We start from the raw sequence: 11,116 nt of genomic DNA on the forward strand, positions 1-11,116 counted from the left end.
TTTCCCGGGGTCTGCTCACCTACGCCGGATCAGGCGTACGTGAGCAGACCGCTGGTGTCGACGGTCCAGGGGCCGACGGCGACGGTGTCGCCGAAGGCGAACTCCCTGCGGCGGGTGTAGCCGGGCTCGTCGTGGACGATGCCGGTGCCCTTGCGCGGGTCGACGATGAGATAGAGCGGGATGCCCATGGCCGCGTAGTCGCGGACCTTGGCGTGGTAGTCGTTGTCGGGGTTGGACTTGGAGACGATCTCGACGACCAGCAGGACTTCGTGGGGCAGCAGCGCCGACTGGTCGCTCTCCAATGCCTTCTCGGCGAACACCATGAGGTCGGGATTGCGCAGGCGCCCCAGGCCGACATCCTCGAGGTCCGCCCCGGGATGCGCAACGTAGCCGGGATGGGTTTGCGGGAGCTGGGCGTTGAGCTGCCGGGCGATGCGAAGTACGGCGAGTTCGTGGCGCTTCACCGGCGACATCATCATGACGATCTCGCCGTCGGCGATCTCGATCTTCCCTATCCCGGGGATCTGCGGTAGCTGATTGGCGATCTCGCGCAACCGGTCGTACACAGCAGGATCGACGCTCATATTCCGGAGTCTAGCGACGGCAGCCGACGGTCGGCTTCTCAAGTATCCGCCGCTCCGCGAGCGTCCGCGCGTCGCTTGATCTCTTCCAGGTCCAGCCCGGCCTCGTCGGCGAGCGATCGAAGGAACTCCTCGCCGTTCGGGAACATCTTGCCGCGTTCTCCCCGGCGGAGGGCCCGGTCGATCTCGGCCTCCTCGCGCTGCCAGGCCGGGCTCCAGAACCATCCCTGGTCCTCCGGAACCGCGGCGGCCGACCCCTGATCTTCCACAGGGGAAAGCTACCGGGCCGAAAGTCTGCCCGGCAGGCGTTCGGCCCGGCGGGTGGTGTGGGCCTGGTGGGTGGCGTAGAGGGTGACGGCGGCGGCCAGGGCCATGGCGGTGAGGCCGATGGTGGCGGCGCCGGGCCAGCCGGTGGCGTGGTAGGCGTCGGCGCCGATGGTGCCGCCGAGGCTGTTGCCCAGGTAGTAGGCGATCAGGTAGAGCGCGGAGGCCTGGGCGCGTCCCTCGGTGGCGGTGCGGCCGACGGCGGCGGAGGCGGTGGCGTGGCCGGCGAAGAAGCCGGCGGTGATCAGCACCAGGCCGAGCAGGGCGAGGACCAGGGAGTCGGCGAGGGAGAGCAGCAGTCCGAGGGCGGTGGTGCCGATCGCGACGTACAGCGCGCCGCGGCGGCCGAGCCGGGCGGCCAGCCGGCCCGCGGCGGCGGAGGTGCCGGTGCCGACCAGGTAGACCACGAAGATCGAGGCGGCGATCGACTCCGGCAGGTGGAAGGGCGCGCCGATCAGCCGGTAGCCGACGGTGTTGTAGACCGCGCCGAACACGGCCATGAACAGCAGCCCCAGCGCGTACAGCCGCAGCAGCAGCGGGTTGCGCAGGTGCCGGCCGACGGTGCGGGCGAGGGCGCGGGCGTCCACCGGGGCCGGGGTGAAGTGCCGGGCGGCGGGGACGAGCAGCCGGAACGCCAGGGCGGCGAGCAGGGCGAGGGCGGCGGAGGCGGCGAGCCCCCAGCGCCAGCCGTAGCCGGCCGCGACCCAGCCGGAGAGCAGCCGTCCGCCCATGCCGCCGATGCTGTTGCCGGCCACGTACAGGCCCATCGCGGAGGCCAGTGCGGAGGGGTGGACCTCCTCGGCGAGGTAGGCCATCGCGGTGGCGGGCAGTCCGGCGAGCGCGGCGCCCTGGAGCACCCGGAGCACGACGAGGGTGGTGAGGTCCGGCGCGAACGGCAGGGCGAGCGCGAGGGCGGAGGCGGCGAGGGTGGAGGCCGTCATCACGGCGGTGCGGCCGTACCGGTCGGAGAGCGCGCTCGCGGGGAGCAGGGCGAGGGCCAGGCCGAGGGTGGCGGCGGAGGCCGTCCAGCTGGCCTGGCCGGGGGTGAGGGCGAGGTCGTCCGAGAGGACCGGCAGCAGGCCCTGGGTGGAGTAGAGGAGGACGAAGGTCGCGATACCGGCCGCGAACAGCGCGAGGTTGGCGCGGCGGAAGGAGCGCTGGCCGGGGCGGTGGCGGTCGTCGGGGTGCGGACGGTCGTCGGTGCGCGGGCGTTCGTCGGTGCGGGGCATCGGCAGGGCGAGGGCGTCCGGCGTGGCCGCGGACGCCCCGGTACTGGAGGGCTGCATGACGTCGACGTTAGAACCGCCGGGCTGATGCGTCCAATGCATCAACCGTCCATAATCCATACACAGGCGTATCAGCAGAGCGTGTGGTGACGGCAGGAGGGCATGATGGCCACTGGTGCGGAGCCGACCCGGCTCGCGGAGCTGGGGCCGGAGCTGCCCGCGGTGCAATTCGCCCCGCTGCTCGCCCAGTTCGCGGCGGTCGCCCGGCTGGAGCACGTGACGCAGGCGGCGGCGCTGCTGGCGATGCCGCAGCCGACGCTGTCCCGGGCGGTGGCCCGGCTGGAGGCGGATCTGGGTGTCGACCTGCTGGCCCGTCAGGGCCGGACGGTCCGGCTGACCCGGGCGGGCCGGCTGCTGCTGGCCTCGGTGGAGCGGGCGCTGGCCGAGGTCGAGCGCGGCGCCGAGGCGGCGCGGGCGGAGGCCGACCCGGCGACCGGCCGGGTGGCGTTCGGGTTCCTGCACACCATGGGGACGGACGCGGTGCCCGCCCTGCTGCGGGACTTCCGCGCGGCGTACCCGCTGGTGCGGTTCCAGCTGGTGCAGGACTACGTGGGCGCGATGCTGGAGCGGCTGCGCGCGGGGGAGCTGGACCTGTGCCTGGTCGCGCCGGTCCCGGACGACGACCCGGCGCTGGCCGCCCGCCGGCTGGACGAGCAGCGGCTGCACCTGGTGGTCCCGGCGGACCACCGGCTGGCCGGGCGCCGCCGGATCCGGCTGGCGGAGGTGGCCGAGGAGCCGTTCGTCGGACTGGAGCCCGGCTACGGGCTGCGGGCGATCACGGACGGCTTCTGCGCGGAGGCCGGGTTCGCGCCGCGGATCGCCTTCGAGGGGGAGGAGGCGGAGACGCTGCGCGGGCTGGTGGCGGCCGGGCTGGGGGTGGCGCTGCTGCCGCCGGCGCTGGTGCCGCGGCCGGGGGTGGTGGAGCTGGAGGTGACGGCGCCGCGCACCCGGCGGGCGATCGGGCTGGCGTGGGCGGCGGGGCGGCCGCTGACGCCGCCGGCGGCGGCGTTCCGGGACTTCGTGCTGTCGCGGCGGGGGCGGTTGCTGGCGCACGACTGAGGGCGGGCCGCTGAGGGGCGCGTGACGGAGGCGTGCGACCGGGCTCGCGGCGGCTTCCGGGGCGCGGACCGACGGGTGGGTTGCCCGGATCGTCCCTTTGGTGGAATTCCCGGTGGACATTGGGCGATTCGGGGCCCTGGACGGTGGTCTGTCTACGCGCGTAGGAGCTACACTCCCGCAATGGAGAAGCAGATCCCCGCCACCACCGCGGGCACCGGCCCCCGGATCCCCACCCCCGACCAGATCGCCCGCGCGCCGAAGGTGCTCCTGCACGACCACCTCGACGGCGGCCTGCGCCCCGAGACCGTGGTCGAGCTGGCCGCCGCCGTCGGCTACGAGGGCCTCCCGACCACTGACCCCAAGGACCTCGGCACCTGGTTCCGCGAGGCCGCCGACTCCGGCTCGCTGGTCCGCTACCTGGAGACCTTCGCCCACACCTGCGCCGTCATGCAGACCCGCGAGGCCCTGATCAAGGTCGCCGCCGACTGCGCCGAGGACCTCGCCGCCGACGGCGTCGTCTACGCCGAGGTCCGCTACGCCCCCGAGCAGCACCTGGAGCGCGGCCTGACCCTGGACGAGGTCGTCGAGGCCGTCCAGGAGGGCTTCCGGCTCGGCGAGGCCAACGCCCGCGCCGCCGGCCGCCGCATCCGGATCGGCACCCTGATCACCGCGATGCGGCACGCCGCGCGCTCGTCGGAGATCGCCGAACTGGCCAACCGCCACCGTGACGCCGGCGTGGTCGGCTTCGACATCGCCGGCGCCGAGGCGGGCTTCCCCCCCACCCGCCACCAGGCCGCCTTCGACTACCTCAAGGGCGAGAACAACCACTTCACCATCCACGCGGGCGAGGCCTTCGGCCTGCCGTCGATCTGGGAGGCCCTGCAGTGCTGCGGCGCCGACCGCCTCGGCCACGGCGTGCGGATCGTCGACGACATCACGGTCGAGGAGGACGGCACCGTCAAGCTGGGCCGGCTCGCCGCGTACGTGCGCGACAAGCGGATCCCGCTGGAGATGTGCCCGACCTCCAACCTGCAGACCGGTGCGGCCACTTCGTACGCCGAGCACCCAATCGGGCTGCTCAGCCGGCTGAAGTTCCGGGTCACCGTGAACACCGACAACCGGCTGATGAGCGGCACCAGCACGAGCCGCGAGTTCGCGCACCTGGTCGAGGCCTTCGGCTACACGCTGGGGGACCTGGAGTGGTTCACCGTGAACGCGATGAAGTCGGCCTTCCTGCCGTTCGACGAGCGGCTCGCGATGATCAACGACGTGATCAAGCCGGGCTACGCCGAACTCAAGGCCGAGTGGCTGTTCAGCGCCGGCGTCAGCTGAGCACCCCGTCGTGGTCGGATGAACGCCACCGCCCGCCCCGGGGTTGGCGTTCATCCCACTTCTCGCTCGGGCGGGTGAATCGCGTTGAACCCCGCGCGATCGCCTCACTACGGTGTGCGCGTCATTGCTGACAGGCGGTGGCGGCGGGCCCCGTCGCGCCGGCCGCGCGTGTCGGCCACCGGACGAGGACCCAAGGGGAACCACATGAAGCAGGCCACTCTCAAGGCCGCCGGCACCGCCGCGCTGGGCATCGCGATCGCCGCGGTCGGCGCCGGCGGCGCCTCCGCGGCCCCCGCAACCGCCACCGGTGGTCTCGGGCTCCCGACCAACCTGCTGACCAACCCGGCCGCCACCGGCGCCCTCACCGACGCCGCGGGCAAGCTGCCGATCGCCGACAAGGTCAGCAGCACCCTCGGCAGCCTCGCCCCGAGCGTGGGCCAGGCCACCGGCACCCCGGCCGCCGCCACCGGCAACCGGGCCGCCCTGCCGACCGTGCCGGGCCTCGACAAGACCCCGCTCGGCTCGCTCACCCAGACCCTCCCGCTGCCGGGCCTCACCGGCTGACCCGGCGCGCTCGTCCGAAGGGGCCGCCCGCTCCCGCTGGGGAGGCGGCCGGCCCCTTCGGCACTCTCCGGCGTCACGGCTCCTGGGGGAGCACCAGCCAGAGCGCCAGGTAGATCAGGAACTGCGGGCCGGGCAGCAGGCAGGAGGCCAGGAAGATCGCGCGCACGGTCCACGGCGTGAGCCCGAAGCGCTCGGCGAGCCCGGCGCAGACGCCGGCGATGACGCGGTTGTGGCGGGGGCGGGCGAGGCGGCTCATGACGAACTCCGTTGCTGTGGTGGCCGTCGGCCGGGCTCTCCGGCTGGCGTACTTCCATACTCCGCCGCCGCCCCGCCGGGAACGTCCCCCCGCAAGCCGATCCCGCCCCCGACCTGCGTCCTGACCGCGCACGACCCCCTCTCAGGGTTCCCCTCAGGGTCGGCCCGGAGATTGCCGGGCGCGTGGAGTGGGAAGTCGGCCCGCCCGACTTCCCGTGCACGGCCGTTCGACTTCCAGGGATTCCCATGAGCTCCGGGCGGTTCTAGCATCGGCGTAGCCGCGCACGGTGTCCTGAGCGCGGACGCGTGCCCGTCGTCCCTGGGGGGAGACCGCATGGCGGACCACCGGGGTCGACTGCTGGGCGCCGCGCTGTTGGTCGCGGCCCTCGGAGCATGCACGGCCTCGGGCCCCGGCGACGGCAAGGACGACCCGTTGCCCGTCAAGTCCCGTGCGGACGCGGTGGTGTGGGCGCGTGGCGTGGTGGAACACCTGGCGCTCGCCGTCGAGGTCCGGCTGAACGACGGGCCTGCCGGCACCAACTTCAGCCGGTGCTTCGGGAAGAAGGGCGAGCCCTTCTTCGAAGACCGCTACGAATTGATCTACGGCGCGAGGTCGGACACCCCGAACTCCCGGCACGCCGAGGTGGTGCGCAGGGCCCGGGACCGGTTGCTGGGCGACGGGTTCGAGGTCACCGACTTCCGTGTGACGACCGACGGGACGCCGCACTCGCTGGTCGGCGCCCGCCATCCCGGGAGCCGCCACCAGGTGTCCGTGCGGAGCGGGGAGGGCGACGACGCGCTGGCCTTCGTCGTCATCACCCCGTGCCTCCAGGAGCCGCCCGGAGGTTAGGCCCAGGGGCCAGGCGCGGGTGCGAACGGGACGGCGACGTCCGCGATGTGCTCGTGGCCGGCGGCGGTCAGGTAGTCGGGGTAGTACACCTCGCGATTGGTCGCCGTCCGCGTCGAGTTGGGACTGCTCCTGGTGAGGGTGGCGAGCTCCCCGACGGTGATCAAGTCCTCGTGCACGGGACCACTCTGCGCCCTGCCCCTGGGGCAGGGGCAAGCGTCGGTGTCGGGCGGATTGCCGGATGTGACATCTACCGGTCAGGGGGTTGTTCGGCCGTGGAATCACCTGCAACCTGGGCTCATGACCGAGATTCTTGATGCGACGGACTGGGCGATCCTGGCCGAGCTCCAGGAGGACGGGCGGATCGCGTTCACGGAGCTGGCGCGCAGGGTGAACCTGAGTGCGTCGGCGACGACGGAGCGGGTGCGGCGGCTGGAGACGGCGGGTGTGATCACCGGCTACCGCGCCGAGGTGGACCTGGAACGCACGGGGTACCCGGTGACGGCGGTGGTCCGGTTGGCGTACCCGGGGCCGGCGGCGCGGCACGAGCCGCTGCGGCGGTTGCTGGAGGAGCGGTCGGAGGTCCTGGAGTGCCTGCGGACGATCGGGGACGACTGCTACGTGCTGAGGGTCGCGACGACGTCGACGGGGCACCTGGAGGAGATCGTCGACGAGCTGGCCCAGTACGGCGCCACGACGACGAACCTGGTGCTGAGCCGCCCGCTCCCACCCCGGGGCCCGGCAGTGCCCCGCGCAGGGGCACCCGAGTAGGGGAGGCCGAGCGGGCCGACCACTATGGTGATCGCGAGAGTGCCGCGACGTGCAGCCAGGCGTTCGACCGGACCGGCGCCCCCGAGCTCCGCGCGCTCCTCCTCGCCGTCGAGGCGGGCGAGTTCGACCACCTCACCTGACCAACCCGGAGGACCCCCACCGATGGACGCCGAAGCCTGGCGTATCCGGCTCATCGTTCGCACCACCCAGGTCGGCGTCATCGGCGGGGCCCTGTGGGGTGCCCTCGTGGCCCTGGTCGCCTTCCACTACACCTCGGTCCCGATCGGGGCCATGGTCGGCCTCCTCTTCGGGGCCTTCGTCTCCATACCCACCGGCTCCCTCCTCTCCGCCCTCCCCAGGAACCTCGCCTTCCACCGGTGCTCCGCCCCCACCCTCGGTGCCGTCCTCACCGCCTCCGCGGGCTACCTCGTACTCGCCCGCATCCTCCGCGAACCGCACGCCCTCCTCCACCTCGGCGTCGTCCTCCTCTTCCTCCTCTCCACCACCCTCACCGCCGCCGCCTTCTCCCTCGCCGTCCGCAGCCTCCGCCGGGAGGGCCGGGTTCGTAAGGCCTTCGGTGTCCGAATCCCTGCGGCAGAAGTCGTCGTTCAGTGGTTCAACGGCAGACGCAAGCCGCGTTGAACTCACCGTGGGCGCGCGGTGCGGGGAGTGGGGCCGTCTGCGGGAGCCCGAGGCGCCGGAGAGCGTGCTGGTCGTCGGTGCGGAGCAGCCGGGGGCGCTCCTTCCCGCCGCCGAGGCCGGCGAGTTCGATCACCTCGCCTGAGCGGTTGCGGCCCGGCGGCCCGTGGGTCGACGCCTGGACTGCCGCGCTCGCAGCTCGTCCACATCCAGGGTGGTCAGTGCCGTGGACACGGGAATTCCGGTGCCTGCGGAGGCCGTCAGTCGTGCCCTGGCCTCGCCGGGTGTGCGTGGCCGCCAGCCGGGGCCGTCGCAGCAGGAGGAGTGGAAGGTGACTCCGGCGTTGAGCAGTGCGGAGAGTGCTCGCCAGCCTGCCGCATCCCGGTGGGCGGGTACTGCGAGGTCATGGCCCGCGTCGATCAGGGCGCCTCTGCACCGGGGGCAGACGTGCGCCAGTCGTGGCTGGGACCTCTTCTTGCAGGAGGCCCGGCAGCTCAGGCACACGAAGTGCCGGCTCGAACTGATGCGGCGGAAGCACATCCGCGTATCGTAAGGTCCCTGTCACCGGTCGGCCCAGAGCGGACGTCGCACCGGTCCCGGAGAGCCCTTCGCCCAGGCGGTCGGACGCCCTCGTCCCTGCGACCGAGGCCGGCGAGTTCGCCGCCTCACCTGATCGGCTCGGCGCTGAAGGACCTCCGTGGAGCGGGAAGTCGGGCCCGCCGACTTCCCGGTCCACGCCGTGCCACTGCTGGGCGCCGGCCGTCGCGGTGAGGTCTTCGGGCTGCTCGAAGCCGACGGTGCGCCGGGGACGGCGGCTTCGGTGAAGGGGGCGTCGTCGACTCCGATGACGGCGGTCCGGTCCGAGGCGGCGGGAACCGGAGGGCGGACTGACCGGCAGTCAGTTGTCCAGGCGGAGGGCGTAGTAGGCATGGAGGGCGGCTTCGGCGCCGGAGCCGGTGGCGGTCATGATGCGTTGGGCGCGGGGGGATCGGAGGTCCCCGGCGGGGAGGATGCGGGGGTGCTGGCGGTCGGGTGGGCAGTAGCCGTCCGGAGCGGGGGCGAGGTCGCCCGGGAGAGTGGCCGGGCGGACGCCGAGGTTGACGAAGACGGTGTCCGGGGCGAAGGTGCCCAACCGGCCTGCGGTGAGGTGGCCTTCGGGGGTGGGGCGGAGGTCGAGGGCGTCGAGCTCCAGGAGGGTGGCGCGCGGGTCGGACCGCACCTCGTCGGCCTTGTAGGCGTCGGCGGGCGGGTGGGGGACGACCAGGTCGAGCGGGGTGTCGGGGTGGGCGCGCAGCAGGGTGCCGAGGGGGCGGTCGGCGCCGAGGACGAGGGCGCGGCGGCCGGCCAGGCGCGCCGGGTCGGCCTCCCAGACCGGCGGCGGGGCGTCCACGGTGGAGGTGAGCCAGCCGGCCTCGTGCGGGAGGGCCGCCCGGACGCCGGTGGCGGCGATCGCGTAGCGGCCGCGGACGACGGCTCCCGAGGCGAGGCGGACGGTGACGCCCTCGTCGTCGGCGCGCAGTTCGGTCGCCGGGGTGCCGAGCAGGAGGTCGCAGGAGTCGGCGACCCGCTGCACGTCCGCGGCGACGGCGTCGGCGAAGGCGGTGCCGGTGGTGAAGCCGAGGACGTTGGTCACCGCCGGGACGCGCCGCAGGGTGGCGCCCGGTTCGCGCCGCTCGACGAGCGCCGAGCGCAGTCCGACGCTCGCCGCCATCACCGCCGCCGCGCAGCCGGCCGGGCCGCCGCCGATGATCACCAGGTCGTAGGGCGTGCTGGACGGTCGGGTCACCACTGCAGGGTAGTGGCCGCCGGGCGGAATTCCGGTTGCCGGGACGGCCGGTGGCGTCCTAGCCTCGCCGCAACACGTCGACGGAGACGAGTACCTCCGGGCCCCGCGAGCCGAGAGAGCCGCCGGCTGCTGTGAAGGCGGCCTCGCGTCCGGGAGGGAAGACACTCCCGAGTGCGGGGAGGAAATGCCCCGCCGGCCGGCCCCCGTCACCGGGCCGAACGAGGCCGCCGCCCGCCGCTTCCTCGGCGACGGCGACGGCGGCGAAAGTGCGGTGGCACCGCGAGTCCCCTTCTCGCCCGCACTCCCAAGGGATCACCACGACGCCCCCGGAGGGCCGCGATGATCCACCCCGCCATCACCGACACCACGCACACCGCCCGCGTCCTGGCCGCCGACCTGCCGGGCCGGATCGGCGGCACCGTCGAACTCGCCGGCTGGCTGCACCGCCGCCGCGCGCTGAAGTCCGTGACCTTCCTCGTCCTGCGCGACCGCTCGGGCCTCGCCCAGGTGGTGGCCCCCGCCGGGACGGCCGACCTGCCCGAGGAGACGGTGCTGCGCGTTCGCGGCACCGTCACGGCCAACCCCCAGGCGCCGAACGGCGTCGAGCTGACCGGACCGGACGTCGAGGTGCTCTCCCGCCCCGCCGCCGCGCCGCCGTTCGACCTCTTCCGCCCCGCGGTGCCCGCCGCACTGCCGGTGATCCTCGACGGTGCGCCCGTCACCCTGCGCCACCCCCGGCTGTCGGCGCTGCACCGCGTGTCGGCGGCCTCCGTGCACGGTTTCCGGGCGGCGCTCGACGGCCTCGGCTTCACCGAGATCCACACGCCGAAGGTGGTCTCCTCGGCGACCGAGTCCGGTGCGAACGTCTTCGCGCTGGACTGGTTCGGACGGGAGGCGTACCTGGCGCAGTCGCCGCAGTTCTTCAAGCAGGCGATGGTCGGGGTCTTCGAGCGGGTCTACGAGACCGGGCCGGTGTTCCGGGCCGAGCCCCACGACACCGCCCGTCACCTGGCCCAGTACACCAGCCTGGACGCCGAGCTCGGCTTCGTCGCCGACCACCGGGACGTGATGGCCGTGGTGCGCGCCGCCCTCGCCGGGATGGTCGCGGCCGTCACCGAACGGGCCGGGGACGCTCTCGCGACCCTCGGCGTCGAGCCGCCCGCCGTCCCGGCCGAGATCCCGCAACTGCACTTCGCCGAGGCGATGCGGATGCTGGGCGCCGACGAACCGGACCTCGCGCCCGCGCACGAGCGGTGGCTCGGCGAGTGGGCGCAGCGCGAGCACGGCAGCCCGTTCCTGTTCGTGACCGGCTACCCGATGCGCAAGCGGCCGTTCTACACCCACCCCGAGCCGGGCCGGCCGGAGTACTCGAACAGCTTCGACCTGCTCTTCCGCGGGCTGGAGCTGGTCACCGGCGGCCAGCGGCTGCACCGGTACGAGGACTGTCTCGCGGCCCTCGCCGCCCGCGGCGAGCCGGCCGGGCCGTACGAGGGGTACCTGCGCGCCTTCGCGCACGGCATGCCGCCGCACGGCGGGTTCGCGCTCGGCCTGGAACGCTGGACGGCGCGGCTGACGGGGGAGGACAACGTCCGCCGCACCGCCCTCTTCCCGCGCGACGTGCACCGGCTGACGCCGTGAGGTGAGGCGCCGGGGCGCCTCCGGGGGCGATCCG

At 73.8% G+C, this 11,116-nt stretch carries 14 protein-coding genes; 8 read left to right on the plus strand and 6 right to left on the minus strand.

The window, feature by feature from the left end:
• Positions 1-29: 29 nt before the first annotated feature.
• The 3 genes from ACFU74_RS19400 to ACFU74_RS19410 are packed head-to-tail and all read right to left on the minus strand — an operon-like array spanning position 30 to position 2,191.
• Positions 30-584: a Uma2 family endonuclease gene (locus ACFU74_RS19400; protein ID WP_380758199.1), complete on the minus strand. Its 555-nt coding sequence runs from the start codon at positions 582-584 to the stop codon at positions 30-32.
• 38 nt (positions 585-622) lie between these two features.
• Positions 623-850, minus strand: coding sequence for a hypothetical protein (locus ACFU74_RS19405; RefSeq protein WP_380758201.1), 228 nt, complete (start codon positions 848-850; stop codon positions 623-625).
• A gap of 9 nt (positions 851-859) precedes the next feature.
• Positions 860-2,191, minus strand: a complete 1,332-nt coding sequence (locus ACFU74_RS19410) for an MFS transporter (RefSeq protein ID WP_380758203.1) — start codon at positions 2,189-2,191, stop codon at positions 860-862.
• Between the two features lie 105 nt (positions 2,192-2,296).
• Here ACFU74_RS19410 and ACFU74_RS19415 point away from each other — a divergent pair, with 105 nt between their 5' ends.
• The 3 genes from ACFU74_RS19415 (at position 2,297) to ACFU74_RS19425 (ending at position 5,146) form a co-directional block, all read left to right on the plus strand.
• Positions 2,297-3,250, plus strand: a complete 954-nt coding sequence (locus tag ACFU74_RS19415) for a LysR family transcriptional regulator (protein WP_380758205.1) — start codon at positions 2,297-2,299, stop codon at positions 3,248-3,250.
• Positions 3,251-3,430: 180 nt separating this feature from the next.
• On the plus strand, positions 3,431-4,582 hold the full coding sequence (locus tag ACFU74_RS19420; protein ID WP_380758207.1) for an adenosine deaminase: 1,152 nt from the start codon (positions 3,431-3,433) through the stop codon (positions 4,580-4,582).
• Between the two features lie 204 nt (positions 4,583-4,786).
• Positions 4,787-5,146, plus strand: coding sequence for an ATP-binding protein (locus ACFU74_RS19425; RefSeq protein WP_380758209.1), 360 nt, complete (start codon positions 4,787-4,789; stop codon positions 5,144-5,146).
• Positions 5,147-5,219: 73 nt separating this feature from the next.
• Here the strand turns inward: ACFU74_RS19425 and ACFU74_RS19430 are convergent, their stop codons facing one another.
• Entirely contained in the window at positions 5,220-5,402 is a 183-nt protein-coding gene (locus tag ACFU74_RS19430; protein ID WP_380758211.1) for a PspC domain-containing protein, read from the minus strand.
• A gap of 333 nt (positions 5,403-5,735) precedes the next feature.
• Between ACFU74_RS19430 and ACFU74_RS19435 the strand changes: the two genes are divergently transcribed.
• Positions 5,736-6,251 (plus strand): hypothetical protein, encoded by a 516-nt coding sequence (locus ACFU74_RS19435; protein WP_380758213.1) that lies wholly within the window; start codon positions 5,736-5,738, stop codon positions 6,249-6,251.
• Here ACFU74_RS19435 and ACFU74_RS19440 read toward each other — a convergent pair.
• Positions 6,248-6,427, minus strand: coding sequence for a hypothetical protein (locus ACFU74_RS19440; RefSeq protein ID WP_380758215.1), 180 nt, complete (start codon positions 6,425-6,427; stop codon positions 6,248-6,250). The two genes, ACFU74_RS19435 and ACFU74_RS19440, sit on opposite strands and share 4 nt — an antisense overlap.
• 121 nt (positions 6,428-6,548) lie before the next feature.
• Between ACFU74_RS19440 and ACFU74_RS19445 the strand changes: the two genes are divergently transcribed.
• The 3 genes from ACFU74_RS19445 (at position 6,549) to ACFU74_RS19455 (ending at position 7,803) form a co-directional block, all read left to right on the plus strand.
• On the plus strand, positions 6,549-7,019 hold the full coding sequence (locus ACFU74_RS19445; RefSeq protein WP_380758217.1) for an Lrp/AsnC family transcriptional regulator: 471 nt from the start codon (positions 6,549-6,551) through the stop codon (positions 7,017-7,019).
• 162 nt (positions 7,020-7,181) lie between these two features.
• Complete coding sequence (locus ACFU74_RS19450) at positions 7,182-7,661, plus strand: hypothetical protein (RefSeq protein ID WP_380758219.1); 480 nt, start codon at positions 7,182-7,184, stop codon at positions 7,659-7,661.
• 7 nt (positions 7,662-7,668) lie between these two features.
• Positions 7,669-7,803 carry a hypothetical protein gene (locus ACFU74_RS19455; protein ID WP_380758221.1) on the plus strand — a complete coding sequence of 45 codons (135 nt, stop codon included), beginning with the start codon at positions 7,669-7,671 and terminating at the stop codon, positions 7,801-7,803.
• Between the two features lie 753 nt (positions 7,804-8,556).
• Here the strand turns inward: ACFU74_RS19455 and ACFU74_RS19460 are convergent.
• Positions 8,557-9,444, minus strand: coding sequence for an FAD-dependent oxidoreductase (locus ACFU74_RS19460; protein WP_380758223.1), 888 nt, complete (start codon positions 9,442-9,444; stop codon positions 8,557-8,559).
• Positions 9,445-9,783: 339 nt separating this feature from the next.
• On the opposite strand from ACFU74_RS19460, the gene aspS reads away from it, so the two are divergent.
• The gene (aspS, locus tag ACFU74_RS19465; protein ID WP_380758225.1) at positions 9,784-11,082 is read left to right on the plus strand and encodes an aspartate--tRNA(Asn) ligase; all 1,299 of its coding nucleotides are present in this window, start codon (positions 9,784-9,786) and stop codon (positions 11,080-11,082) included.
• Positions 11,083-11,116: the final 34 nt, after the last annotated feature.

It is taken from the genome of Kitasatospora sp. NPDC057500 (assembly GCF_042802195.1).
Taxonomy (GTDB): Bacteria; Actinomycetota; Actinomycetes; order Streptomycetales; family Streptomycetaceae; genus Kitasatospora.

Coding starts and splice junctions, on each gene's coding strand:
- ACFU74_RS19400 (WP_380758199.1), bottom strand. CDS start 584: ATGAGCGTCGATCCTGCTGTGTACGACCGGTTGCGCGAGATCGCCAAT.
- ACFU74_RS19410 (WP_380758203.1), bottom strand. CDS start 2,191: ATGCAGCCCTCCAGTACCGGGGCGTCCGCGGCCACGCCGGACGCCCTC.
- ACFU74_RS19415 (WP_380758205.1), top strand. CDS start 2,297: ATGGCCACTGGTGCGGAGCCGACCCGGCTCGCGGAGCTGGGGCCGGAG.
- ACFU74_RS19420 (WP_380758207.1), top strand. CDS start 3,431: ATGGAGAAGCAGATCCCCGCCACCACCGCGGGCACCGGCCCCCGGATC.
- ACFU74_RS19425 (WP_380758209.1), top strand. CDS start 4,787: ATGAAGCAGGCCACTCTCAAGGCCGCCGGCACCGCCGCGCTGGGCATC.
- ACFU74_RS19430 (WP_380758211.1), bottom strand. CDS start 5,402: ATGAGCCGCCTCGCCCGCCCCCGCCACAACCGCGTCATCGCCGGCGTC.
- ACFU74_RS19435 (WP_380758213.1), top strand. CDS start 5,736: ATGGCGGACCACCGGGGTCGACTGCTGGGCGCCGCGCTGTTGGTCGCG.
- ACFU74_RS19445 (WP_380758217.1), top strand. CDS start 6,549: ATGACCGAGATTCTTGATGCGACGGACTGGGCGATCCTGGCCGAGCTC.
- ACFU74_RS19450 (WP_380758219.1), top strand. CDS start 7,182: ATGGACGCCGAAGCCTGGCGTATCCGGCTCATCGTTCGCACCACCCAG.
- aspS (WP_380758225.1), top strand. CDS start 9,784: ATGATCCACCCCGCCATCACCGACACCACGCACACCGCCCGCGTCCTG.